The sequence below is a fragment of the Longibacter sp. genome (assembly GCF_051155795.1).
Lineage (GTDB): Bacteria > Bacteroidota > Rhodothermia > Rhodothermales > Salinibacteraceae > Longibacter.
Map to the genome: position 1 here is coordinate 13,839 of NZ_DAXETW010000104.1, position 25,214 is coordinate 39,052.

A 25,214-nucleotide genomic window follows, 5' to 3' on the forward strand; every position below is an offset into this window, starting at 1 on the left:
GAGATCGGGTTCTTGCGCGGCATTCGTGTGTGGCGTTCTTGCGGAACAAGCGTGGAGAGACCCCACTCAGAATCCCCCATTTCCCGGTCCTCAAGCCTCAATTCCCGGTCCTCAGTCCTCAATCCGAATAGTCCCTCCCATCAATACCATAGGGGGGCGAGGAGTTCGAGGACGCGCTTGCTGACGCGCTCGTTTTGTTTGTAGATCGTGTCGTGGCGCGGGACGTCGAAGACGCGGTCGGACGGGTCGTGAAGCGTCGGCGTGAGGTCGTCCTCCAGGCGCTTCTCCCAGCGCTGGATCCAGGACTCCGGGAGCTTCTCCGGGAGGTCGCGTCCGGTGGCCAGGAGCGTAAGAAGGGCCCAGGTGCGAACGGTTGCGTCCATCTGGTAGCCACCGCCCAGCGTGAGCATGAGACGCCCCTGACAGTGGGTGTCGGCGAGGTCGAAGATGCGGCGGAAAACGGTTTCGTATGCGTGTGTGGTGAGCAGCAGGTCGGCCAGCGGATCCGAAAAGTGCGCATCTGCGCCGCACTGTACGACCATTACCTCGGGCACGAAGTTTTCGATGGCGTACGGCACCACGCGCTCGAACACGTCGATAAAGCTGTCCGATTCCGTGAACGGCTCAAGCGGTACGTTGAGCGAGGTCCCTTCGCCTGCGCCTTCGCCGATTTCGTGGACGGTGCCGGTGCCCGGGAAGAGGTAGCGACCGGACTCATGCAGGCTGATCGTCAGCACGTCGGGGTCGTCGTAGTGTAGTGCCTGGACGCCGTCCCCGTGGTGCACGTCGATGTCCAGGTACGCGACGCGCCGGCCGGCGTCCCGCAGGTGCTGGATGGCGACGGAGAGGTCGTTGTACACACAAAATCCGCTGGCGAGCTGCTCCTGCGCGTGGTGAAGCCCGCCGCCGAGCTGGAGGACCCGCTCCGCTTCGCCCCGCGCAAGTAGTCGAGCGCCGTGGAGGGTGCCGCCGACGAGTGTCCGGGCGGCTGCATCCATCCCGTCGAAGATCGGCACGTCGGCTGTGCCGAGCCCGTATCTCGACATGCCCGTCTGAGGCGTGCCTGCGCCGGCTGCCTCGACCTGGTCCACGAATGCTTCTGCGTGAACGGACAGCACATCATCGCGCGTGGCGACCGGCGGCTCCACCGCGTTGAGCGAGGCGCCGAGCTCCTCGAACAGGTCCATCAGCATCTCCAGGCGGACGGGGCTAAACGGATGCTCCGGACCGAAGTCGTAGTCCTGGTAGCGAGGGGAAGAGAGAACGGTTGTAGACACAGCGGTAGGAGGAAGGGGAGGAAGCCTGCGGCGCCCTACGATAGCCTTTTTATACTCAGAAAGGCTTCTGGATCGTTCAGGAAGGCTTCTGGACGGGCCATACGACGTCGAACCCCTCCTCTCGGAGCGTCCGGGCGAGGTTTCGCACGTTCAGCGTGTCCACGCGGAGAATCACGCGGAGACGGGACGTAGGCGCCCCCGGGTCCTCTTCCGGCCCGGTCGTGCGGGCTTCGTCGTACGTCAGCACCGACCGGATGTCCAGGCCGGCTTCTGCGACACGGTTCGTGAGCCGTGCCAGCTGTCCGGACTCGTCGAGGAGGGAGATGGCCAGGCGTCCGCCGGGCTTTTTGAGCCCGGTAAGGTCGATGATTGCATCCAGCAGATTCGTGACCGTGACGATGCCGACGAGTTCGTCCCCGTCCAATACGGGGAGCGATCCAATCCGGCGGGCCCGAAGCAGGCGAGCGGCCTCCTCCACCGGGTCTAGCGGCCCCGCCGTAATGACGGAGTCGGTCATAATCTGCTGGACCGGGGCCTCCGACTCGACGGGGGAGGGATGCAGGTCACTGGTGGAGTAGCGCAGGTCGCGATCCGTGACGATGCCCGTGAGCGCGCCGTCGTCCACGACCGGCAGGTGCCGAATGCGCCGGTCATGCATGATGCGGTACGTTTCCGCGATGGAGGTGTCCGGTGTCACGGTGACAACGGGATGCTGCATCACGTCCTGGACAAGCATGGGCACTCCGGTCGAAGGAATATGGGCAGGCGAAGGAGCCGCAAGCGCTTCCGGCGGGCAACGAAAGATACGGCCCCTCCCACTCCGGGTTCAAGTGCCTGGACGCACTCAGCGCTCGAACTCGTCACGCAGCGTGACGTCGGTTCGGGTCGGGGTCGGCGGCGGGTTCATCGACGCATCCTTCGGGGGAACGCCGGGTCCGGAGGAGGCGTGCATTCCAACCAGGTCCCATTTCGCCGCCACCGCGCCGCTTCCGAAGCTTATGGCCGACGCTCCCGATGCCCTTCGCTACCTTGACCCTGCGTCCGTCGCCCAGTTAGGCAACATGGAGCTTCGTGCGCGTCTGATCGTCGAGGGGTTTATCACGGGTCTGCACCGGAGCCCGTACCACGGATTCTCCGTCGAATTCGCCGAACATCGCCCGTACAACCCCGGGGACGAACTCCGCCACGTCGACTGGAAGGTGTACGCGAAGACCGACCGCTACTACATCAAGCGATACCAGGAGGAGACCAACCTCCGTCACTACGTTGTGCTCGATACGTCTCCGTCCATGCACTATCAGGGGCAGGGTGCTGTGAGCAAACTGGCGTACGGCGCGTACCTGTCGGCGGCCCTGCACAACCTGATGCTCAAGCAGCGGGACGCGACGGGGCTCATCGCGTTCGACGAATCCGTGCACACGATGCGGCGACCGAAGGCCACGCCGGGCTACCTTCGACCCCTCTTGGTCGAACTCGATCGCATCGCGCTGTCGGACGCCACCGGTACGCGAACGAGCGCTGCGTCCGCCCTGGATGAGGTGGCAGAACGGATCAGCCGGCGGTCGCTCGTGGTGGTCATCACCGATCTGTTCGAAAACGTGGCGCAGCATGAGGATCTCCTCCGGGCGCTACGGCACCTGCGTCACCGGCGGCACGAGGTGATAGTGTTTCACGTGCTGGAAGGGGAAACGGAACGTCGCTTTCGCTTTCCCGACCGTCCCATGCTGTTTCGGGACGTGGAAACGGGGGAAGAAATCACCCTTCAGCCGGCGCAGCTCCGCGACCACTACGAAGAGGCGGTGACGCATTTCTCAGACACCTTCCGGCGTCGTTGTTTGGAGCACGACATCGACTTCGTGGAGCTGGATACAAACGAGCCGTACGATACCGCCCTCAAGGCTTATCTCGACAAGCGAAAACGCCTCGTGTAGGTCGTCTCATATGAGGCACGGCCGGTCCTGCGCTGTCGCCGCTTTCCTCTTACCCCCCGCTTCAGAACTGCGAGTTGCATGACGATGGAAACGCGTGTCCGGTCCCTCGCCGACGAGACCTACCCAGACGTCGTCGCCTGGCGACGACAAATTCATCGCAACCCCGAACTGGCACGGGAGGAGCACGAGACGGCCGCGCTGGTGGCGGACACGCTCCGGGACCTCGGGTTGCAGGTGCGCACCGGGATCTACGGAACCGGCGTCGTCGGCAGCCTCAAGGGGGCTACCCCCGGGCCGACGATTCTGCTACGCGCCGACATGGACGCGCTCCCGATCCGGGAGGCCACGGGGCTGGACTTTGCCTCCGAACATGACGGCCGGATGCACGCCTGCGGGCACGATGCGCACACCGCGTCCCTGCTGGGCGCTGCTGCGATCTTGGCGGAGCTACGCGACGATCTTTACGGGCAGATCCGGTTTTGCTTCCAACCGAGCGAGGAAGTGATCCCCGGTGGCGCCAAGTTTATGATCGAGGAGGGCGTCCTGGACGCGTTCGACGGCGGCGACGGGCAACCGGGGGGAGGCGTCGACTATGTGTTCGGGCAGCACGTGCGACCCGATCTTCCTGCCGGCACAATCGGGGTGCGGCCGGGACCGTTCATGGCATCGGCCGACGAGGTGCACGTGACGGTTCACGGCGAGGGGGGACACGCTGCCGCCCCGCACGAGCTTAAGGCGGACGCAACGCTTGTTGCCAGTCAGATCGTCGTCGGCCTGCAGTCCCTTGTCAGCCGCCACGCCCCGCCCGGTGTCCCGAGCATTCTGACGATCGGGCGCCTCATGGCCGACGGGGCGACGAACGTGATCCCGGAGTCCGCCCGGATGGCCGGCACCTTTCGCACCATGGACGAGGACTGGCGCAGACAGGCGCACGGCCTGATCGAACGCATCATTCACCGGACCGCAGAAGCACACGGAGCGAGTGCCGACGTCGATCTGAAGGTGGGCTATCCGGCGCTCGTCAACGACCCCGACGCCACCGCCGTGGTGCGAGAGGCGGCACTGACGTACGCCGGGCCGGATCGGACGCTCGACCTCGACCCCTGGTACGCCGGCGAGGACTTTGCGTACTTCCTGCAACGCCGTCCCGGCACGTTTTTCACGCTCGGCGTCGGGAATCCCGAGCAGGGCATCACGCATGGGCTACATACGCCGCGATTCGACATCGACGAAGAAGCCCTGCGCGCCGGGGCCGGTTTCATGGCGTACCTGGCGTGGTCTTGCGGTTATCACCACACAGCAAACGAGCCGGCGCGGTCGTAGAATCTGCAGAGTTTCCCCCACGATAGAATCAGGGATTGACGGACACCGGCGACGGGCCGGTTCTGCTAACCTTTGCATAACACCCGATCGCCGTATCCCGGATGTCATCGAGGGGGGATGCCATGGATTTGCACCTGCAGCTTCAGAATCACCCGAGCGTGATCGGCCCGACGGCCGACTTCGCCTACAAATGGGGGTTGAATGCCGGGTTGTCGGAGGAGCGCGCACTTGCGCTGTCGCTGGCTGTCACGGAGGTTGTCACCGATGTGGTTCGGTTCGCCTTTCCGCGTCACGAGGAGTCGTTCGACGTCACCTTTCGCCGGGATATTTCGACCGTCGAGATTATCATCGCGGAGCAGGGGGAGCCGTTCGACCCATCGCGCTACGTGTACGATGCGGAACGCGCGAGAAAGGAGGGCAACTTCGACGGGGCCGGCTTTACCGTCATGAAGCACTTCGTGGACGACTTCGCCTTCCTGAACAAAGGTCGGAACGGAAAAGAATTCCGGCTGGTGCAGGAAATCGAAGCGACCCACGTGTCCGAGCTTCTCCGGCGCGACCCGCAGCCGGCACCTTCCGAGAATGGAAGGCGGGAGTATGACCTGCAGCCCATCACGCCCGAGGACGCCGGCGATGTGGCAAAGCTCATCTACCGGACCTACGGGTATACCTACGCGAAGGAAGAGCTGTACTACCCCGAGAAGATCCGTCGGGCGCTCCGCGAGGACGAGAAGTTCGGCGTGATTGCCCGGACGCCGTCGGGTCGGGCGGTCGGCATGTTTGCCGTGCTGAAGTCAACGGACTCGAACATCGGGGAGGTCGGGGAGGCGGTCGTCGACGTGGATCACCGGCGGCGGGGCCTGATGACGCGCATGCTCGAGATGCTGATCGAGGAGGCGGAGGCGCGCGGCATGTCGACCGTCTTCGGGGAGGCGGTGACGGTCCACGACATCAGTCAGCGTGTGAACCAGCATTTCCAGATGGAGTCGACCGCGCTGCTGCTGGGGATTTTCCCCGCCCAGCGGTTCCACGGGCTGGTGGGCGATTATCCGCAGCCGATCTCTGTGATCATCGATATGCGGCCGCTGCAGCCCTACGACGTGGTGCGACCGTTCCTCCCGCTGCCATATGAGCCCCTCTTGACGGACATCTACGAGGCGCTGGGTGCGACGGTCGAAGCGCCCGACATGGAGCCGGCCACCCCGCCGCCGGGCAGCGAAGCGGTCATCGACGCCCGTATCTCCTACCGATTCCGTCACATGGTGCTGGTCGTCCAGGAGCCCGGTGCGGACATCGCCGCCCAGGTCCAGCAGACGATCGACGACGTGTCGGATGATGTGATCGTCGTCATGGTCGACATTCCGATCGATGACCCGCACACGCCCTTCCTCGTCCATCAGCTTCGCGAACACGGATTCGTGCTGTCCGGGCTGATGCCGCGCTTTCACCAGAGTCGCGATTACCTGCGGATGCAGCGACCGCTCGTGGAGCTCGACTTCGACCACATCATCGTGCATTCCGACCTCTCGCACGACCTGAAATCATTGATCGAGCAGGAACTGTCATGCACCACACCCGAGATGGAAATGAGCTCACCGTCGAAGTCAACCGCGACCTGAATCTCTTGACCGGCCGGTACATCGCCCGGCTCGCGGATTCGTCCGACCGGGTGGTAATCGACCTGCGCCATTCGCGCATCGCCGACACGGAAGGGATCGCGCACCTTCATCGCCTTCAACTCAAGGGGAAGGAGGTAACGCTGCGCAATCCGTCGGACATGGTGCTGGAGATTCTGCGGGTCTTGGACCTGACCGGGCTCTTCGAAATTCATACGGATGCGACGGTCTGACGGATCGGCCGGGAAAGGGACGGACGCTGCCGCGTATACATGCTGGCGTGTTATCGTTCGATTCGTTGCACATGCACCCAGAATCCGTGGTCCCCTCCTCCGGAGCCGATCTGTCCCCCCCGTCTGAGCCGTTTGTCGCCGGGCTTTCACCTGATGTGGTGGACGCCGTTGTTGCGACGGTGGAGTCGGGCAAGGAGGCGTACGTCGAGTTTCTCGAGACGCTGGTACGCATCGAGACGCCGTCAACCAATCCGGACACCTTCGGCCCGGCATTCGACCATCTGGCGGGGGGGCTCGAAGAGGCGGGACTCATCTCTCACCACCTACCGGGGACCGAGACGGCCGGAAGTCTCTACGCTCGGCCGATGGGCCGGCGCCGTCATCACCCCGTGCAGTTCATGCTGGGACACGTCGATACGGTGTGGAGCCTGGGCACCGTGAACCGCATGCCGGTCGTGCGTCGGAACGGGGCGCTGCGCGGGCCCGGCGTCTTCGACATGAAGGCGGGTCTGACGACGATCGTGTTCGCCCTTCGCGCCCTGCGCGCACTGGACCTTGAGCCGCCCGCGGATCCTGTCGTATTGATCACGTCGGACGAAGAGATCGGGAGCCACGAATCCCGGCGGCACATTGAGCGACTGGCTCGCTGTGCCTCGCGCGTGTTCGTGACGGAGCCAGGCCTCGGTCTGCACGGGAAAATTAAGACGGCGCGGAAGGGGACCGGCGAGTACGCCATTCTCCTCCACCCGTCCGGGGCACCCACTGAAACCATCGTCACGGAAATGGTGGACCTCGTCCAGCTTCTCCACGACCTGAACGACGCGGAGCGCGGCACAACGGTAAATGTCGGTACGCTACAGGGACCGGGGACGGGTGAGCCGTTCGGGCGCCTGGGCGTGGATGTCCGTGTCGTCACGCAGAATGACGCAGATCGCGTGGATCGCTTGCTCCGATCGCGTGTGCGCAAGCACGTCGGGGAGGGGATCCGCGTTGAAATCCGGGGCGGGGTTGAGCGCCCGCCGATGGAACGCACGCCCGGCAATCGTCGCCTCTGGCATGCGGCCCGGGCGATCGCCGAAGCCATGGGCGAGCCGCTTGAAGAGGATCGGGCCGGGGGGGCATCCGACGGCAACTTCACCAGCGAGTACGCGCCGACGCTGGACGGGCTGGGGGCGGTCGGCGACGGCGCGCACGCCGAGCACGAATTCGCCAGCATCGACGCCACCGTCCGCCGCTGCGCACTCCTGGCACTTCTGCTCATGACCCCGGTCAAAGGGGGAGCGTAACCCGGCGGGAAACAGGTCGACGCGGCCCCTTACAGAGACCCATTTTCGTGCACCGGATCATGTCCGAGTGTCGGCAATACTATAGATATAGTATTTAATGACAACCGCTCGCTGGCATGTCGTCTCGACCCGGACCTTCATTCTATCTGTTGTTCATGTTGATCACCTTGATCAATGTGTATTCGGTTTGTGCACAGCAGTCCCGTAGTGCCCGATCGACCGACGCCATGGAGGCGGCGTATCAGCGTGTGTGGCAGGCCTTTGCGGATGGATCTCACGAGCGCGTGGTGAGCCTGTCCGATTCCGCGCGCATACCATCTCGCGTAATGTCCGACACAGTTCGTTACGTTCGATGGGTGGATCTGCTTGCGCGCACGCACCGGCAACTCGGGGCGGAGGCGCGGTCGATAGCCGTTCTTTACGAGGGGTATGACCGCACCGGGGCATCGTCCCTGGGTCGGCGGCTGGCGGATACCTACGTTCACCACGCGCGATACCAGGAGGCGCGAGAAATATACCGTCACCTCCACCGGTCGGACACGACCGACACCGCCACCCGGGACGCGCTCGCGCGACTCTCGATGCGGGACCGTGACTGGCTCGAAGCATCGCACCATTTACAGGCGCTGGTAGGGGCAGACTCCACCAACGCGACCTGGCACGCCAGGCTTGCCCGATGCTATGAGGAACGGGGGAGAACCGGCGAGGCCATGGACCACCTGTATTCCGCCCATCGGCTTCGTCCGCATGACGTGGATGTGGCGCTCCGGTTGAGCGCCCTTCTGCGATCCGTCGGCGTTCGCGACAAAGCGGTCCGCGTTGTAAACGCCTCCCTTGACGTGCGGGCGACGGACCCAAGGCTCTGGCGCCGCCGTGCGAACCTTGCCTTTGAGGACAGCGACCTCGGAACGGCGGCGTCCGCGTACCGTCAGGCGCTCGCCTATGGCGATTCGTCGGCCACGGTCTACCGCCGACTTGGCATCGTTCTGGCCGGGCGAGATCGTCATGCGGAGGCCGTGCCCCGGCTGAGAGCCGCACTGGCACGCGACTCGACCTCCGCGCGGACGCGTTTGTATCTCGGCATCTCCTACCGTCACCTCGACAGCCTGGACCGCTCGGCTGCCTTGCTTCAAGAGGCGATCGACGTCGCTGCCAGCGGCCCGATCACCGACGCCTATGTGCAGTTGGCGCAGACCGAGGATGCGCGCGGAGATTTGTCGCCGGCGCTGTCGTCGTTTCGTATGGCGCGGCAGCTGCAACCAGAGCGTGCGGAGATTCTCTTTCGCATAGCTCAACTCTACGACGATTACTATCGAGACAAGCGGGTGGCGGCCCGGTATTATCGATTATACCTGAACAAGGCGGCCGGCGCTGAGACGGATCTTGTTACGTACGCGCGTCGTCGCCTGGATCATCTCCGCCCCATTCTCCACATGCAGGTTGGTCCCGCGGGTCCGCCCTCTTCCCTTGAGGCCGTCCGGGACCCGTAGAATCGGCATAGGCATGAGCGGCCCCCGGCGTGTTAAACATATAACGAGAAACGCAACACATCGTGGGCCGGTCGCCGTCGGCGCACGCATTGCCGGTTGTCCTCTGCCGGTTTGATGTGTACGTTACGAATCCACTCTTTTCGACCGTTTCCCGACCTTCATGCAACCCTCCTCGGCTGTGCTTTCCCGTGCCGCGTCGCTCTCGCGGCCGTTGTTCGTGCTCGTTTTGCTGCTCCTTGTGAGTACGATGTCCGTTTCGGCCCAGCGGGACCTGACACTGCGGGTCGGCGCCGGCGGAATCGTGATGACGCAGCCGGACAACCTGGACGCCTACCTGGGCTCCGGCACCAACCTCGGCCTGGACGTCGGCGTTCAGCTTCTTCCGGTTTCCCTGCCGGGTCTTGACCTCGTGCTCGGGGCGGGATTCGATCGGTTCACCACGAACGAGTCCGACTTGCTGCTCTTCTTCGGCGAAGGGATCAACGCGGCGACGGCGCGTGTGGATGATGGCACCCTGGCCCTCGTAGACGGCTATCTCGGGCTCCGGTACACCGTCGTTAGTGCCGACATTCCGTCTAAACCGTACTTCCTGGCGGGTGTGGGCATGTACCACTCCATTTTTCAGCCGGCCACATTTCGGGACGTAGACGGGCAGATTATTGAGGCGCAGACGGCGGAAGGAGATCCCGTCCTGCTCACGGGCGACGAGGTCATCGACACGCACCTCGGTTACACGGCGGGGATCGGCATTGACTTCGACATCAACGACACCTACGGCTTCTTCGTGGAAGGCCGCTACATCGTCGTGCAGAACGGGGATTACGGAGCCGCGCCCACGAATCTCTCAGGGGGCGTGGAGGTCACGACGACGCGGTATTATCCCATCCGCTTCGGGGCGACGATCCGGCTGGCTACGTTCGGGGACTGACGTATCCGTGGGCCGGGCGTGCAGACGGCACGTACCGGCAGAGAAGTGACGGGGCGAGGACGATTCGTGCGTCGACCTTCGCACCCCGCAACGGTCGAATGCACGGCCGGGATAGCAATTACGGCGTCGCGGTTGCGTTGACGGCCTCGACGCGAGTGATCTTCGGTACCGAACGCTTGAGCGTCTGCTCGATGCCCGCCCGTAGCGTCATGGTGCTCATCGGGCAGGATCCGCAGGCGCCGAGCAGTTCGAGCTCGACAACGTAGTCGGAGGTGATGTTCAGAAGGCGGACCGATCCGCCATCCGCCATCAGGTACGGACGGATGGTGTCGAGCGCTTCTTCGATCTGGTCACGCAGCTCCGGATCGGTGTTCGGATCGGAGGCGGTAGGGGAGACAGATTCGGTCATGAGTTAAAACCAGTCGCGAGAACGAGGATGCAGGGAGCGGAGAAGGATGTGCCGGTCCGATGCATAAGGATCTTGCTGCACCCATTGGAATCGGGCAGCCCCTGAAAAAGGTCCGGCCGATCGAACGGGTCGGGGAAGTGCCGGTGCACCTACCGGTACAGGATTTCGACCTTCTGGGTCGGATCCATCTCCGCGTTGCGGATGGAGACCTGTTCGACCGTCCGCTCCGCAAGGGTCCGGAAGGCATCCGCCGAGGCGCTGTCCGGGTGCGACCGGACGACAGGCAGGCCGTCATCACCGCTTTCGCGAACGATCTGTTCGATCGGGACCTCCCCGAGGAACGGGATGTCGAGGTCCCGGGACAGGTTCTGCGCGCCACCGCGGCCGAACAGGTAGTACTTGCGATCGGGAAGATCCGGCGGGGTGAAGTACGCCATGTTCTCGACGATTCCGATGACCGGGACGTCGACATTGTCGAACATCGCCACACCTTTACGGGCGTCCGCAAGTGCGACCTCCTGCGGCGTGGATACGATGATCGCGCCGGTAAGCGGGATCGTCTGGACGATCGTCAGCTGGACATCGCCCGTCCCCGGCGGCAGGTCGAGGATCATGTAGTCGACGTCTCCCCAGTGGACGTCTCCGAGGAACTGGCGCACGGCTTTGGTGACCATCGGCCCGCGCCAGACGACCGCCTTCTCCGGGTCGACCATGAAGCCCATGGACAGCAGCTTGATGCCGTGCTGCTCCAGCGGGACGATCTTGCGCTCGTCATTCACGCGGGGCTTCTCCCCTTCCATCCCCATCATCTTGGGGACGGACGGGCCGTAGATGTCGGTGTCGACCAGCGCGACGTTGTAGCCTTCGTCGGCGAGGGCCAGGGCCAGGTTCGCGGCCACCGTGCTTTTGCCCACGCCTCCCTTGCCGCTGGCGACCGCGATCGTATTCTGCACGCCGCCACTCGTCTGCTGCCGCTTTTCCCCGCTGGAATCGCCGACGGAGATGTCATCGCCGAGCGAGATCATCTCATTGTCGAGCTCGACGTTGACTGTCAACCCGCGGTCGACCTCCTCGTGAATGACACGACGGCAGGCTTCCTGAACCTGTTTTTCAAACGCGGAGCCAGGGTCCTTGACAACCACCGTAAAGGAGACGGTCTCCCCCTCCACGTTCAGATTGCGCACCATGTCGAGGCGGACAATGTTCTCGTCGCGCTTCGGTTCGATGACCTTCTTAAGAGCCTGGAGGATTTCTTGGCTGGTTACACCCATGACACCGGCGTTCGGGTTGAAAATAACGGCACCGTTTGCCACCAGAGGCCGGGTTCATTGTTCCTCTGACGCCGTGTGGGATCTGTCAAATACAGACTGTGGCGAGCGGCCTCAGGGACACGGAAACTCGGGCTACGCCGGTGCGCGCCCGGCCATGGTACGACGGATTAGACCGTGGCGTAACTCGAAGGGACTGACGTGCAGCGTGTCGGCGCCGGTGTGCTGTACGACGGCGTCGAGAATGAGCACCCCGACCGGAAAGACCGGAGCGCGTCCCTTCATCGCTTCCGGGTGCAGGTCGAGGATCTCATCAACGGTCCGGCACAGGGTTTCGTCGCGCCAGTATCGAACCCGTTCGGCAGGCAGCGCCTGCGGGCCACCGTGCAGCGGGTCGAGCTGACTCTCGGGGCCGGCGTCTACACGTGCGAGTGCGCTGGCCGTCCCGGCGGTGCCGATAAGCGTTGGCGCCGGGACGGCATCAGTGGCCGCTCCGGTGAGGGAAAAGCGATGCAGTGCCTCGTGAATCGCATCTCGGGCGGCGTCGACTTCTCCAGGTTCGGGGGGCTGCCCGGAAAAGTAACGCTCCGTCAAGCGGATGCAGCCGATGTCGAGGCTGACACGCGCCGTGATGGCGCGCTCCGCGTGCGGGGCATGGCCGGCGGGGTCGGTGCCGGCAACCAGCTCGGTGGAGCCGCCGCCGACGTCGACAACCAGACACGGGCCACGTAGATCGAGGAACGGCGCTGTGGCCGCAGCAAAGCTCCAGGTCGCCTCTTCGTCCCCCGAAAGGATCTCATACCGGAGGCCGGTCTCCTGTTGGACCCGCCGAACCACGTCGTCACGGTTGGCAGCGTCCCGCGACGCGGACGTGGCGGCGACGAGGACGGTGTCCGCACCAAGATCGGCAGCAGTCTCGCGGTGCTCGCGGAGCGTGGTAATGAGTCGATCGAGGGCGGCGTCGCCGATCCGACCGGACGCATCCACGCCTTCCCCGAGTCGCACGAAACGCTCCGCCACATGGACACGCTCGATTTCGTCATCCGTCACGTCGGCGACCAGCAGCTGGGCGGTGTTGGTGCCGACGTCGATCGCTGCGATACGCATGGACGGGGTTGTTCAGGGTTCAGGGTCCAACGTTCAGAGGGTACTACCCGGGTACATGGGTAACAGATCACTTCGGCAGCATGGGTTACACTCGAAACGGCTTGTGCGCTCGCCCCGGGGGTCTGGTCCGCGCCCTACGGGACACAATCGTGAATGGACCGGACCGATGGCTCTTGGGGGCCTGCGTCATCCGATGTGTTGTATCTCGCCCTAAACGGCAGATTGTCGACCTCTTGTACGGTTGCATTCTAACCCCGACGAAGGCGTGCACTCGACGTCTCTGTCCGTTGCAGCGATCCTTGACCGAGATAGAAACGTGTTACCTATGTTGCCGGGGCAAAGAGTAACCCATGTTGCCGGTTGCACAGCCCCGTCCAGCGTTCGATGTTCTGGGTTCAGGGCGTCGGGGTATCCTTCAGGTGAAGTCGGACGCCGATCCACTGGTTCTCCGATCGAACTTCGTCGACTACGTAGCCGGTCGCTTCCGCCCGCTCGGTGATCTCGTCCTCGTCGCTCTGGAGCAGGCCGGCCATGATCAACCGGGCGCCGGGCGCGCTGGCTTCGGCGAACGCCGGGAGGAGGTCGATCAGCACGTTCCGGTTGATGTTGGCGAGGATGACGTCGAACCCGGTCTCGTCGACCGCATCCATGGATCCGCGCCGGACATCGATCCGGTCCGCGCAGTCGTTGAGCGAGGCATTTTCGACCGCATTTTCGATGGAGTTCGGGTCGATGTCCACAGCGACGCAGTGGTCGGCTCCGAGGCGGCAGGCGGCAATGGACAGAATGCCCGTGCCCGCGCCGACATCCAGCAAGGTATCGCCCGGCTCAAGGACGTCCGGCAGGAGACGAAGGACAAGACGCGTGCTCTGGTGATAGCCCGTCCCGAAGCTCATCTTCGGATCGACGATCAGCTCGAACGGCCGGTCCGCCTGCTCAACCGGGTCGCACCAGGTCGGGCGAATAAGAAACTGTCCGGCCTCGATGGGTTTGATGGTGGACTCCCACTTCTCGTTCCAGTTCGTATCCGGGTGAAAGCTGGTGGCGATGTCTACTGACCATTCCCGCTCATGCAGCCACGCGAGGAGCGCGTGGGTGCGATCGTCCGACCACGCCTCAGCGGGGAGAAAGGCGTGCAAGGCGTCGTCCTCGGACACGAACCCGATCGCATCGGCCTCAAGTTCGGCGACGACGGCGTCGTAGTGTTCGGGGGCGACGGGAATGCGAAGTTCGATGGTACCCACAAGCGGAGGGGAAAGCGAAGAGAAAAATGAGGACCGGCGTCGAGACGTACAGACGCCGGGGTGGTGCGGGGGCCGAGCTGATACACGGTCCGGACCGGAATCACTATCGGTGACGGCATGCGTGCCGCGGTCGGATCGCGCCGGCGTGGATCATGGGGTTGCGCGGCATCGACCGAGGCCTCCTAAAGAAGCAGGGAGACGGAAGGCCCGCGTGGGACGGGTGGCGAGCCGCGCAGGAGGCGGGCGGGTCCTATGCAGGCGACAATGTGCCCTTGTACAGGGATGCGATGCCGAAGGTGAGGGGCGTCCAGACGGTCTCGCTGAACCCGGCCGCTTCCATCCGGCGGAGGAAGTCCGGTCCGTCGGGAAATGCGGCGACGGAGTCGGGGAGGTACCGGTACGCGCCCGCATCGGGACTCACCGCTCCTCCGATCCGGGGGAGGATGTGTTTCGAGTACAGCGCGTACAGTTGCTTGATCGGGACGGTGCGTGGGCGGCTGAACTCCAGGACGACGAGCGACCCGCCCGGCCGGATGACTCGTGCAATACCCCTGAGGCCGGCGTCGAGATCCTCAAAGTTGCGAACCCCGAAGGCGACGACGGCCGCGTCGAACCGGTCGTTTTCGACCGGGATCGACTCGGCGTCTCCCTGAACGAGCGAGATCCGATTGGATAGACCGAGCCGCTCCAGTTTGTGACGACCGAACCGCAGCATCTCAGCCGAGATGTCGACGCCGAGCGTGGTACGGGGCTGAAGGATGCGCTCGGCCATGATGGCCACGTCCGCCGTTCCCGTGGCAACGTCGAGCAGGCGAGTTACGCGTTCATTCGACAGCTGCCGGAGGGCGCGCCAGCGCCAGTACTGATCGATGCCCAGGCTGAGCACCCGATTGAGAAGGTCGTATCGCGGAGCAATCGTGTCGAACATCTTCTCGACGTGCTCCGCCTTTCCCTCAACTTCGCCAATCGGCGGGGATTGCTGCGACATCGTTCGCGTGTTGGGACGTGCAAATGAGAGCGTCAGGATACAGATCGTAGTCTATCGCCCGAGAGGGGATCCACCAATCCGCGATGAATACCAGGGCTGTAACGTCGGCTCGCGATGGTTATCGGCACGCCAGCGTTCGATGGATTTCGACCGCGTCTCCGTCAACTCAGGATCTGCGTGAGCTTCAGGAGGTCGTAGTCGATCGACTTCTTCCGGCTGTACACGTTCCGTAGCGGGGTCAGCTTCGTTTCGCCGTTGACGAGGCCGACCATGACGTCCGTGTGTCCGTCGAGCAGAGCTTCCACTGCAGCGACGCCGAGGCGGCTTGCCAAGACGCGGTCGCTTGCGGTTGGCGATCCGCCGCGCTGGGTGTGGCCGAGAATGGCGGAGCGTAGATCGATGTCGTCAAACGACGGGTCCTCGCGAAGCGCCTGTTCGATGCCGCGAGCGCCGCCGAGTTCGTCGCCTTCAGCTACGACGACGATCGTGGAGCGGCGCTGAGCGGACATGAGCGACAGGATCCGCTCCTTGATCATGTCCATTTCCGTGATTGTCTCCGGGATCAGAACGAGTTCGGCCCCGCCGCCGATGCCGCAGTTGAGGGCGATAAAGCCGGCGTCGCGTCCCATCACCTCGATCAGGAAAAGCCGGTTGTGTGCGTCTGCGGTGTCACGGATCCGGTCGATGTTCTGAATCGCCGTGTTGAGGGCGGTGTCATAGCCGATCGTTGTGTCCGTCCCGAAGAGGTCGTTGTCGATCGTGCCGGGGCATCCGACGATGGCGATGCCGTGTTCGTCATGCAGCTTCGAGGCCCCGCGGAACGTCCCATCTCCGCCGATGGCAACGAGTGCGTCGATCCCGTTGTCTTCGAGGTTGGCAGCCGCTCGTGCCCGCCCGGCTTCCGTTTCGAACTCCTTTGAGCGAGCGCTCTTGAGGATCGTCCCGCCCGTCTGGACGATGTTGGACACCGACCGCCGATCCATCTCCACGAAATCATTCTCGATCATGCCCTCGTAACCTCGTCGGATCCCGGTCACCTCAAGGTCATTGGCGAGAGCGGTGCGCACGGCCGAGCGAAGGCAGGCGTTCATGCCAGGGGCGTCGCCGCCGCTCGTGTACACACCGATGTGCTGGATGTCTTGCATGGGGAGAGTCAGGGAAAGAAGAAACCATACGGCTTCGCAGGCGCAGGAGCCGGCGCCGGTCGAGACGGCGACGGACGGGGCTCAGGACGACGATGCTTCGACCGGTTGCGGTCGCGCCACTACAATACCGATCATGTGTCCGATCTGTTGAACGTACCGTTGAAGATCGGGCGAAACCACGACGCCGTCCGACAGGGAGGCATGCAGCAGGCCAACGCTGCCCGCGGTCGGCTCCGGCGTTTCCCCTGGTGAGGGGACGTACGCGAGGCCGGTGTGGGCGATGTCGAGACCGTCCACCGATGTCACGATGGCGATCACGTCGCCCGCCTCCAGCTGATCATACACGGCGCGGATAGAGTCCTGTGGGACGTACCGGAGGGGCCGTGCCGCGGCTGCCGCCGCGAGGTCGGTCTCGGCGTCCTGCACACAGGTGAGCAGGCTGTCATTCGTTGCGAACCGCCGGTACGCCGGTCGGTGGGTGCTCATGAAGTCGATGCTGTCGCGGAACGTGCGGCTCGCAAACGAGGGCGTCACGTCCTGAACGAAACGCGCCGCGTCGTTGTCCCGGATCCAGTCGGAAAAGTAGTGGAGCCGGCTGCAGTACCCCATCGATTGGCCCGCGCGATACCGGATGCGGGCAAGCCGTCGTGCAAAGCCGGCGTAGGAGGTGTCGCCGACGGCTACGCCGCGGGCCATGGCGAGGAGGGATTCCACGTAGGTGACGCAATCGAAGCCGTCGAATCGCACAACCAGCCGCTCGGTGGCTGGTTCGTCGAGGGTGCCCTCGTGGTACGGTGCTCCCGAGAACGTCTGGCCGAGGACTTGCATGATCTCCCCGATCGGTCTCCGGCCGAGGTCGAGACTGTCGGCGACCGCCATCGCGGCGGCAAACCGGGCGGCGGTGGTGTCGCCAGGCGGGGTGAGCGCGTCGTCCGGCAGGTCGAGCGAGTCGAATGACGACGCACGCGAGACGCTGACCGTTGGCGTGGAGGCAGTGCCGGTGGCGCCCGGGCTGGACGCATCATCGTTGCCGTCGGAGCCGCACGCTACCAGCAATGAGAGCGTGAGCACGACGAGGAGGACGGGGCGAAGCATGGAGAGGCGAGGCGGTTGGAGGAAAAAGCGCTGGTTTCCATCGCGACCTGGCAGGACGGGGAGGCGCTTCGGATTGATCTCGGCCGCGTGCGACGGGGAGCATGGGCGTCAGTGGATGGCAACGAGTTCAGTCGCCCGTTGCATCCTCACCGTTCACGGGCCACCAGGTCGGATTCATGCCAATGGCATCAGCGAGGCGCTGCTCGTATTCTTCCCGTGGGATTTCGACCACGCCGAACTGTTCGAGGTGCGGGTTGGAGTACTGGGTGTCGAGCAGCGTGTAGCCCCCGGCGCGGAGCTGCCGGACGAGGTGTACCAGGGCAACCTTCGAGGCGTTGCTGACGCGGTAGAACATGGATTCGCCGAAGAATGCACCGCCGAGGGCGACGCCGTACAGACCGCCGGCAAGCTCGCCGTCCTGCCACGCTTCTACGGAATGAGCGAATCCCCGGTCGTGAAGCTCGGAGTAGACGCGAATGATGGGCGCGGTGATCCACGTTCGGGTTCGGTCCGCGCAGGCGCGAATGACCTCGTCGAAGGCTCGGTCGCTCGTAATCGAAAACTCGCCGCGTTCGACCCGGCGGGCCAGATTGTCGGGTACGTGAAAGGTGCCCAGTGGGAGAATGCCACGAGGGTTCGGGGCGTACCAGCGAACGGCTCCCGTGTCGTCATCGCCCATAGGGAAAACGCCGTTTGCGTAGGCCCTAAGAAGCAGATCCGGCGTCAGGAAGTCACGTTCGGTCACAGACAACGAGTCGGTAAAGAGGAATCATCGGCTTCATCTCATTTCCAACTTGGAAAGACCGGCAGAGTTTGTATCTTCGTGACGCACGGGTTGCCTATTTGCACCCGGTCGGTCCTGTCCCGTTCACTCCTTCTGTTCTCATGTCCAGCCGCACGTACCAGGCTCTCGTTGGCGATCGCGCTGTCGACGTTACGCTCGATGACGGTCAACTTCTCATCGATGGCGAACCGACGGAGTATTCGTTCCGAAAGATCCGCAAGGGCTACGTGTCTCTGATCCTCAACGGTCGAAGCGTCCCGGTGTCCGTTGAGCCCACGGATGACGGATCCTATCGCGTCACCATCGACGGCCGGCGCACGGCGGTTCGGGTGAAGGACGAACGGGCCCTTCTGATGGAAGAGTTCGGCCTGGAAGAGGATGGAGCGGGCGGGGGAGACGTCCGCGCCCCCATGCCGGGTCTGGTGCTGGACGTGCGCGTGGCTGTGGGCGATGCCGTGGAAGCCGACGAGGGCCTTCTGGTTCTTGAGGCGATGAAAATGGAGAATGAGTTGAAGGCGCCGTCGTCGGGCCGTGTCGCCGCGATTCACGCATCGGCCGGAGACGCTGTCGATAAGAACGCCCTTCTTATCGAGATCGAGGCGGACGGAGAAGAGTAAGATCTCGCGTCGGCTCGTCTCGTTCAGCGTGTCTTTCAGCCTCTCTGCGGTCCCCATTCTTGATGGACGCATCCTCCCGTACCCTTGTCACCGGTGCTACCGGACTGCTCGGCTCCGAACTGGTCCGGCAGCTCGTCAAGGCGGGTGTGCCGGTCCGCATTTTTCGCCGGTCGTCCTCCGATCTATCGATCCTGGGTCCGCTGGCCGACGACGTGGAGCATGCCGTCGGTGATCTTCGCGATGCCCGGTCCCTTCTTCAAGCCATGGACGGGGTCTCGAACGTCTACCATGCGGCCGCGCGGGTCGCGTTCGGGCCGGGCGAGAGCCGCGCGCTCCACGAGGTCAATGTGGACGGTACCGGCAACGTCGTGAATGCGGCGCACCGGCGCGGGGTGGACCGCCTGGTACACACGTCGAGCATGGCTGCCTTCGGTCGGCCGGCCGAGGGTACAACGATTGACGAACGGACACGATGGAACGATGACGAGCAGCGATCGGCGTACGCACGGTCGAAATACGAGTCCGAGCTGGAGGTTCACCGGGGAATTGCGGAGGGACTCAACGCCGTGATCGTCAACCCGTCACTCATATTTGGAACGGGCCGGAAGGGACACGGCACGCGCCGGATCGTGGATGCCGTGCGCTCGGGTTGGGCGCGGGCCGTCCCGCCCGGCGGTAGCAACGTGGTCGATGTTCGGGACGTCGCTGCGGGAATGCGACACGCCATGGAGCGGGGAGAAACCGGGCGGCGTTACTTTCTTGGTAGCGAAAATCTCTCCTGGCGGGAGATCATCGGGAGCCTGGCACGCGCTTTCGGAGAACCCCCTCCCTCGCGGACGCTACCACCCGCGCTCCTGAAAACCGCCGCCGTCGTTGCAGAAACTGTCTCATTCGTGACACGGACCCGGCCCCTTCTGACACGCGACCACGTCCGAACGAGTACGAGCCGGCTCATGTACAGCAACGAGCGCGCACGAACTGAACTGAACTGCTCGTTCCGACCGTTCGATGTCACCGCCCGACGCATCGCGGCCGCGGTAGGTGGTGCACCACATACGCCCGACTAGGCCGAAACGCCCAGAGACGCTGCCTCTGGCAACAATGCACCCGGTTCTCAACAAATACCGGATTGGTTCATATAAACTATACAAATATCGCAACAGCTGGCTTCATCCAGATGACACCGGCAAAGCATAGATACCCACGCTCAGACAGGAGCCCCCGGAATCTTCCCCGCTGCGACCGATGAGGATAGCGGTTTCGATCGGCAGATCCGCCGCGCGATTTCGTGGATCGGGATTTGCTGCGACGTACGATACAGATCGGAGGACACGTCCCCGTTCCACTTAGGAACGCTCCGACTGACCCAGGAGGCCTCGTCCCCAGTGGCCCGCCCGATACGTAGCATGATGCGGATCCGGTCGATGTTCTCCCCGCCCGGCGCTTGACAACAGGCGCCGCGGCAGGGTGTCGACGCTCCCGCCAGTGGGGTCGCTGCAGTGCGGTGTTATCGGCTGTAAGAAGCGGGCCTGCGTGCATCACGGGTGCTTGCACCGAATGGAAAGTTATTTCCACTTCGGTCATATTCGTGATTTTTGTCACGATGATTCGTACGTTTTGGTTGCTAAGGCCCGGGGTATAAGGAAACGGGGCGACCGATCTTGTTTTATTCCTAACCGCGAGACTGCCGTGTCCCTGAATACGACCGTGCAGACGGAAACGATTGAAAAGTTGAAGGAGCGCCGGAACCAGATTCTGGCGTTCATCGACGAGCACTTTGGTACCCAGCGTGCGTTCTGCGAAGCTACGGGACTGAAGCCGGCTCGCGTGAGCAAGGCGCTCCAGAACCGATATCTGACCAACCGCCGGCTTCTCCCGATCGAACACGCGATCGAGGAGTGGAAAGAGGAACAGGGGCTTGGTGCGTCGACGGACGGGATTACGATGCCGGTCTACCGGCTGCAGTCGCGGCGCCTGCGCCCGACCGGGCTGCAGGAGACGGTTACGCCGCGCCTGCTGAAGGAAGAATGTGACGCCAATGAGCTTGCATACATCCTCGTCACGCCATACCACCATTCCGTCATAGAACTGGTCGACGCGCAGGGAGCCCTTCCGCAGGAACTGGACGCACCGAACGGAACGTCGTCTGCTCGCTACGCCGCCCTTCTGAATGGCCAGTGGGACTACGTTACGGTGATGTGGGACATGGGTGGGACGCCGTCGCTGGCGGAACGCACCGATGCCGACGTGAAGCTCTTCGGACGCCCGGTCAGTACCATCAAACTGTTATAGGTAGCACGTCTCCCTCGCGGCGTCAAACCGCGGGCGGTTTCGTTTTATTTCCGCATACCAAACGCTCAGACTCGTCCGGGTCTGAGCGTTTTTCTTTGCTCGGGTCGACCCAACTTTCCTGCCCCCGCGGCGAAACTTCATCTCGTCATTGCGTGCTACGGTATTCCACGGTACGGTCGACTGAGCTCGGGTATGAACGCATCCCAGAGTCTTTCGCTGCAGAGACCGTTGGGCAGAAGGAGGGGCCCGGCTGAGCCGGCGGCGTGCATGATTGAACACGTCTGACCCAGACCAATCGATCGTTCTAGATGCAACGATGTTATCTAAGGAGACACACATCGGCAGCCTGGATCGTATTCCTTTATGTACGAACCGTGGAGGATGTATTGCTTCCTCGTCGGTTTCTTATTTCATCCAGGACGGAGGATTCTTTGCGCATGCCTGATCGCCACGCCCTTGCCGATCCGTCGATGTCGAGTTCCGGTGCGACACAGCGATGGTTTGATGCCGCGCCGCTCGTGCCGGAATCGAACAGCCGCCTGTATCTTATCATCGAGTTTCTGGCACTCTTCGCTGGGTTACCGGTGCTTCTCTTCACCCAGCGGCACACCCTCGAAGGCATGATCGTGCCGACGCTGCTGCTCCTCGCTGCATTCTGTGTCGCCATTCTGTGGCATGATCAAGCCTTCGACCGGTCTCGCTTATGGAACCGCAGTCGATTCAAGCGGCGGGTCGTGCGCGCGATCGGCTATTTCATCCCGGGAGCGGCCGTCGTCGTGGTTGCCCTTGGCGTGATTCGGCCGGATCTGCTGCTCACCTTTCCGCAAGCGTATCCGAAGGTCTGGATCGCGATCATGGTGACCTACCCCTTCGTGTCCGTTTATCCGCAGGAGGTCATCTTCCGCGCCTTCCTGTTTCACCGCTACGACGCTCTCTTCCCCCGTAACTGGTCGAAGATCGTGGCGAGCGGTGCGGCCTTCGGCCTGGCTCACATCATCTTTGCCAACTGGGTGGCCCCGCTCATGACGGCCGCGAGCGGGGTCTGGTTCGCCCGAACCTATTCACGAACTGGATCTACGCTCCAGGTCTCGATTGAGCACGGCATCTGGGGATGTTTCGCGTTTACCATCGGCCTCGGCTGGTACATCTACAGCGGAGCGATCGGGTAAACGGCTGGAACGCAGCGGCTCGCTCAGGCAGATGTTGACGCATCCGCATGGGTCGTGTCGGCATCGGACGGCGCAGGCAGATCCAGGGTCGTCGTGTCTGGCAGCGCGGTCAGGCCCTCTACCCGGATCTCGCTACCTTCAACGATCAGGTCGAACCGGACGGGCTGGTCGATGTCGATGGCGTCGGCTTCATCAGTGCGAGCAACCGGCAGCGACATCACCATGGCCGGCATCACGCCGGGGATGGCTTCGTGGTGAATAACGACGTCGCGTCCGCCGCTCGCCGTGCCCATGAATCGGCCGCGCACGTCTTCATAGCGTGTTACCTCCCGCGGGGCCTCTTCGGACTGGCACCCGCTTCCGAACGTAGTGGGCAGCGCCAGGAGAAGAGCGATGAGGGCGAAGCGTAAGGAAACCGAAAGCATGGTAGATCGGAGGCCGGAAGGGGACGTTCGATTTATGCCGGATCCACGAACGGAAGGAAGCGGCATGTGCCAGGAGAGAACATCGCTTCCTTCAGGTCCGGGCTGAGCAGGGTGCCGAGCGACAGGCCGCGGAGCACGAGGAGCGTGCCCACAATCACGAGCCCGATCGGTACCAGCTTCTGGAGCCGGACGCGCCACGTGGCACTTGCCAGTCGCCCCATCATGCTCACGGCAAACATCGCTGGAATCGTTCCGAGTCCGAAGGCGGCCATGAACGTCATGCTGGTGTAGATCGAGCCCGCCGTGACAGACGTCGCGAGCGCGGCGTAGACGAAGCCGCAGGGGAGAAGACCATTAAGCAACCCGACGACCAGCATGGCGCCGAAGCCGCCGCGGCGGTAAAGCGACTGGATCGGCTTCATGACGCGGCCGAGGAAGCGGGCAGGTACCTGCTCCAGGCGGCTGACACGCCGGCTTACCCACGGCACCAGCGCGCCGAGGATCATGAGCATCCCGATACCGATCGAGATCCATTGCTGGACGCCACTCAGCGAAACGAGCGCTCCCAGCGCACCGATGGCCCCGCCCAGCGTCGTGTACGTAACGGCTCGGCCGACATTGTAGAGGAGGCGCTCGGCAAGATATCGGCCGCGTGCCGCGGTGGCGCCCGGAAGACTCAGAGCAAGCGGCCCGCACATACCGATGCAGTGCACGCTGCCGAAAAAACCGAATGCGAGTCCGCCGAAAAACCAGTCCATGGCCGCTCCCGATCGATGAGAAAAGACGTGCGGATCAGTTGCCGGACGGTGCCGTGTTCTGGATTGACGCCTGAACGCGGCGCATGCCCGCCCGGGCGAAGGTCAACCGGACGGCCACAGTGGAGTCTGACACCAGCGGTTCCTTCAGATTCAGGAGCATGACGTGCTTGCCGCCCGGTTCGAGGACGACGTTCGACTTCGGCGCTACCGGGAGCGGGCCGATGGGGCGCATGCCCGTCATTCCATCGTCTCGCTGGTAGGATTCGTGGATTTCCACAGTGTCCGCCTCGGACATCGACACTCGAACGAGCGTGTCCGGAGCCGCCGTGCCGTTGACGAGCCTCATGTACAGCGCCGAGTTGCCGCCGACGGGAGCCGGGCGAATCCAGAGAGACTGCACATCCATGCGCTGCGGGGTCGTGGGCGCGGCCGATGTTGGTTGCTGCGACTCCGAGGACTCGTCCGATCCGCACCCCGAGGCAAACAGGACAACGGCGGTCAGCAGGGAAAGTGCGGTAATCAGGCGACGTGTCGAGACGTACATAAACGGTGGGAATCGGGGGACGGAACGCGTCGTGCAGGGCCTATCCGCGGAGTTTCTGAATGTCTTCGATGATCAACTCCGGCGGTGTGCCGCTGCCGTGGTAGCGGTATCGAACGCGACCGCGCGAGTCCACGAGCGTGATCTGGTCGGTGTGGTCGATGAAGTACGTGCCGGTCGTGTCGCCGGACGAGACTTCACTCTTGATCTGAAGCTGCTGCATGAGCGCGTCGATTGTGTCCGGCGAACCGGTCAGGAACGGCCAGTTTGCATCTTCCAGACCGAACGCGGACCGGTAGGCATGGAGTCGGGCGGGCGTATCGCGTCGGGGATCGAAGGTGAGCGTTACGAAGCGGACGTCCGACGGGCTGTCCAGGCGACGACGCACCTCGTCCATCTTGCCTGTAATCCGCGGGCATACGTCCGGGCACTGGGTATAGACCGCCCCGACGACGAGGATTTCCCCGGCGTAGTCCTGCGGAAACGTGACGTGCGAAGAGTCCTGGTTGACCAGCTGGAACCGGTCCGCGCTCAGATCCTCATGAACCGGCAGGCTGTCGCCGGAGCACGCCACGAGCAGGAGAGCAGCAAGCACGGCGGCAGCGATCACTTTCAGGCTGCCGGGGATCGGAGAAACACCACTGTCGTTCTTCATGGTGAATCGAGCAGATGTGAGGGTGCGCGAAGTATCGTGGGAACGATGATCACGCCGTTGCGCATTCGGTGCCAAAGCGAGGACCGATTAGCCCGGTCGAGGCCGCGTGGACGATCCGGTTGTGATGCGCGGTGCTTACATGAACCGAACCCGCTCCGGATAGAGCCCTTTTACGCAAGAAATAGACGTGAAACGGAGCCTTGCGTCTCGGCCCCCTTTCCGAATCATCACGTGATGTCATGTCGCGGCAGTGGGCGCGACCCGTTGCGATGTCGTTTGCCTTTTATCGATCCATTTCCCTCTTCCCCTGTTGACCATTCGCTCATTTACGTCCGTTCGGCGCCGGAAGAATCGTTTGGTGCATGGCGCGCGCGCCGCTCACACCGCGTCTACCGCCGGCCCGACATTCGAACCTGCGGCAGGCATGTCGTCGCGCCCTTGGTCCGTTTCCGGGACTACCTTTTTGCTGGGGGTGCTTCTTCTCACGGTCGTCGGGTGTGCATCGGACGCCTCGCGCACCGGTTCGGACCGGCCCATGCTTCCGCAGGCGTCTCCGCCGGCAGACTCCGCTGAAACCATGCCTCCGGGGTTTGTGCGAGAGGCGGTGCCCCGGCGCATCCGGATTAACGGTCC

The 25,214-nt window shown here is 63.5% G+C and carries 25 protein-coding genes and 1 pseudogene; 12 read left to right on the forward strand and 14 right to left on the reverse strand.

The annotated features are described in order from the left end of the window. Positions 1-140: 140 nt before the first annotated feature. Entirely contained in the window at positions 141-1,277 is a 1,137-nt protein-coding gene (locus ACFCU0_RS11055; RefSeq protein WP_434973732.1) for an acetoin utilization protein AcuC, read from the reverse strand. A 76-nt stretch (positions 1,278-1,353) separates the two neighbouring features. Further along, a complete protein-coding gene (locus ACFCU0_RS11060) occupies positions 1,354-2,013 on the reverse strand; it encodes a CBS and ACT domain-containing protein (RefSeq protein WP_434973733.1) in 660 nt (219 codons plus the stop codon). Positions 2,014-2,275: 262 nt separating this feature from the next. Between ACFCU0_RS11060 and ACFCU0_RS11065 the strand changes: the two genes are divergently transcribed. From ACFCU0_RS11065 to ACFCU0_RS11095, 7 genes are all read left to right on the forward strand, one after another. After that, complete coding sequence (locus tag ACFCU0_RS11065; RefSeq protein WP_434973734.1) at positions 2,276-3,208, forward strand: DUF58 domain-containing protein; 933 nt, start codon at positions 2,276-2,278, stop codon at positions 3,206-3,208. A gap of 78 nt (positions 3,209-3,286) precedes the next feature. Then, positions 3,287-4,531: a M20 metallopeptidase family protein gene (locus ACFCU0_RS11070; protein WP_434973735.1), complete on the forward strand. Its 1,245-nt coding sequence runs from the start codon at positions 3,287-3,289 to the stop codon at positions 4,529-4,531. Positions 4,532-4,653: 122 nt separating this feature from the next. Beyond that, complete coding sequence (locus ACFCU0_RS11075; RefSeq protein WP_434973736.1) at positions 4,654-6,150, forward strand: GNAT family N-acetyltransferase; 1,497 nt, start codon at positions 4,654-4,656, stop codon at positions 6,148-6,150. After that, positions 6,096-6,380: an STAS domain-containing protein gene (locus tag ACFCU0_RS11080; protein WP_434973737.1), complete on the forward strand. Its 285-nt coding sequence runs from the start codon at positions 6,096-6,098 to the stop codon at positions 6,378-6,380. The genes ACFCU0_RS11075 and ACFCU0_RS11080 overlap by 55 nt, the downstream gene beginning before the upstream one ends. Positions 6,381-6,451: 71 nt before the next feature. Further along, positions 6,452-7,666 carry a M20/M25/M40 family metallo-hydrolase gene (locus ACFCU0_RS11085; RefSeq protein WP_434973738.1) on the forward strand — a complete coding sequence of 405 codons (1,215 nt, stop codon included), beginning with the start codon at positions 6,452-6,454 and terminating at the stop codon, positions 7,664-7,666. Positions 7,667-7,821: 155 nt separating this feature from the next. Next, positions 7,822-9,156 carry a tetratricopeptide repeat protein gene (locus ACFCU0_RS11090; protein WP_434973739.1) on the forward strand — a complete coding sequence of 445 codons (1,335 nt, stop codon included), beginning with the start codon at positions 7,822-7,824 and terminating at the stop codon, positions 9,154-9,156. A 160-nt stretch (positions 9,157-9,316) separates the two neighbouring features. Next, positions 9,317-10,084, forward strand: a complete 768-nt coding sequence (locus tag ACFCU0_RS11095) for an outer membrane beta-barrel protein (protein ID WP_434973740.1) — start codon at positions 9,317-9,319, stop codon at positions 10,082-10,084. Between the two features lie 118 nt (positions 10,085-10,202). Here ACFCU0_RS11095 and ACFCU0_RS11100 read toward each other — a convergent pair whose 3' ends face one another. From ACFCU0_RS11100 to aat, 8 genes are all read right to left on the reverse strand, one after another. Further along, positions 10,203-10,493, reverse strand: a complete 291-nt coding sequence (locus ACFCU0_RS11100) for a NifU family protein (protein ID WP_434973741.1) — start codon at positions 10,491-10,493, stop codon at positions 10,203-10,205. A 149-nt stretch (positions 10,494-10,642) separates the two neighbouring features. Further along, the gene (locus tag ACFCU0_RS11105) at positions 10,643-11,764 is read right to left on the reverse strand and encodes a P-loop NTPase (protein ID WP_434973742.1); all 1,122 of its coding nucleotides are present in this window, start codon (positions 11,762-11,764) and stop codon (positions 10,643-10,645) included. 132 nt (positions 11,765-11,896) lie between these two features. Continuing rightward, a complete protein-coding gene (locus ACFCU0_RS11110; protein WP_434973743.1) occupies positions 11,897-12,868 on the reverse strand; it encodes a Ppx/GppA phosphatase family protein in 972 nt (323 codons plus the stop codon). 395 nt (positions 12,869-13,263) lie between these two features. Further along, positions 13,264-14,112, reverse strand: coding sequence for a 50S ribosomal protein L11 methyltransferase (gene prmA, locus ACFCU0_RS11115; RefSeq protein WP_434973744.1), 849 nt, complete (start codon positions 14,110-14,112; stop codon positions 13,264-13,266). Between the two features lie 250 nt (positions 14,113-14,362). Continuing rightward, positions 14,363-15,100 (reverse strand): bifunctional demethylmenaquinone methyltransferase/2-methoxy-6-polyprenyl-1,4-benzoquinol methylase UbiE, encoded by a 738-nt coding sequence (ubiE, locus tag ACFCU0_RS11120; protein WP_434973745.1) that lies wholly within the window; start codon positions 15,098-15,100, stop codon positions 14,363-14,365. Positions 15,101-15,261: 161 nt separating this feature from the next. Then, positions 15,262-16,245, reverse strand: coding sequence for a 6-phosphofructokinase (pfkA, locus tag ACFCU0_RS11125; RefSeq protein WP_434973746.1), 984 nt, complete (start codon positions 16,243-16,245; stop codon positions 15,262-15,264). Between the two features lie 81 nt (positions 16,246-16,326). Further along, positions 16,327-17,340 (reverse strand): N-acetylmuramoyl-L-alanine amidase-like domain-containing protein, encoded by a 1,014-nt coding sequence (locus ACFCU0_RS11130; RefSeq protein WP_434973747.1) that lies wholly within the window; start codon positions 17,338-17,340, stop codon positions 16,327-16,329. A 127-nt stretch (positions 17,341-17,467) separates the two neighbouring features. Continuing rightward, positions 17,468-18,085 (reverse strand): leucyl/phenylalanyl-tRNA--protein transferase, encoded by a 618-nt coding sequence (gene aat, locus ACFCU0_RS11135; protein WP_434973748.1) that lies wholly within the window; start codon positions 18,083-18,085, stop codon positions 17,468-17,470. Between the two features lie 140 nt (positions 18,086-18,225). Between aat and ACFCU0_RS11140 the strand changes: the two genes are divergently transcribed. The 4 genes from ACFCU0_RS11140 to ACFCU0_RS11155 all read left to right on the forward strand — a co-directional run bounded on the left by ACFCU0_RS11140 (position 18,226) and on the right by ACFCU0_RS11155 (position 22,202). Beyond that, complete coding sequence (locus ACFCU0_RS11140; RefSeq protein WP_434973749.1) at positions 18,226-18,741, forward strand: biotin/lipoyl-containing protein; 516 nt, start codon at positions 18,226-18,228, stop codon at positions 18,739-18,741. A 62-nt stretch (positions 18,742-18,803) separates the two neighbouring features. Next, the gene (locus ACFCU0_RS11145; protein WP_434973750.1) at positions 18,804-19,808 is read left to right on the forward strand and encodes an SDR family oxidoreductase; all 1,005 of its coding nucleotides are present in this window, start codon (positions 18,804-18,806) and stop codon (positions 19,806-19,808) included. Between the two features lie 622 nt (positions 19,809-20,430). Further along, positions 20,431-21,033 carry a hypothetical protein gene (locus ACFCU0_RS11150; RefSeq protein WP_434973751.1) on the forward strand — a complete coding sequence of 201 codons (603 nt, stop codon included), beginning with the start codon at positions 20,431-20,433 and terminating at the stop codon, positions 21,031-21,033. 437 nt (positions 21,034-21,470) lie between these two features. Then, positions 21,471-22,202, forward strand: a complete 732-nt coding sequence (locus tag ACFCU0_RS11155; protein ID WP_434973752.1) for a CPBP family intramembrane glutamic endopeptidase — start codon at positions 21,471-21,473, stop codon at positions 22,200-22,202. 23 nt (positions 22,203-22,225) lie between these two features. Here the strand turns inward: ACFCU0_RS11155 and ACFCU0_RS11160 are convergent, their stop codons facing one another. The 4 genes from ACFCU0_RS11160 to ACFCU0_RS11175 are packed head-to-tail and all read right to left on the reverse strand — an operon-like array spanning position 22,226 to position 24,581. Then, positions 22,226-22,627: a copper-binding protein gene (locus tag ACFCU0_RS11160; RefSeq protein WP_434973753.1), complete on the reverse strand. Its 402-nt coding sequence runs from the start codon at positions 22,625-22,627 to the stop codon at positions 22,226-22,228. Positions 22,628-22,659: 32 nt separating this feature from the next. Next, on the reverse strand, positions 22,660-23,385 hold the full coding sequence (locus ACFCU0_RS11165) for a sulfite exporter TauE/SafE family protein (RefSeq protein ID WP_434973754.1): 726 nt from the start codon (positions 23,383-23,385) through the stop codon (positions 22,660-22,662). Positions 23,386-23,419: 34 nt separating this feature from the next. After that, positions 23,420-23,929, reverse strand: a complete 510-nt coding sequence (locus ACFCU0_RS11170) for a copper chaperone PCu(A)C (RefSeq protein WP_434973755.1) — start codon at positions 23,927-23,929, stop codon at positions 23,420-23,422. Between the two features lie 40 nt (positions 23,930-23,969). Further along, positions 23,970-24,581, reverse strand: coding sequence for an SCO family protein (locus tag ACFCU0_RS11175; protein ID WP_434973756.1), 612 nt, complete (start codon positions 24,579-24,581; stop codon positions 23,970-23,972). A 424-nt stretch (positions 24,582-25,005) separates the two neighbouring features. On the opposite strand from ACFCU0_RS11175, the pseudogene ACFCU0_RS11180 reads away from it, so the two are divergent. Then, a pseudogene (locus ACFCU0_RS11180) lies at positions 25,006-25,214 on the forward strand (hypothetical protein); the annotation flags it as partial.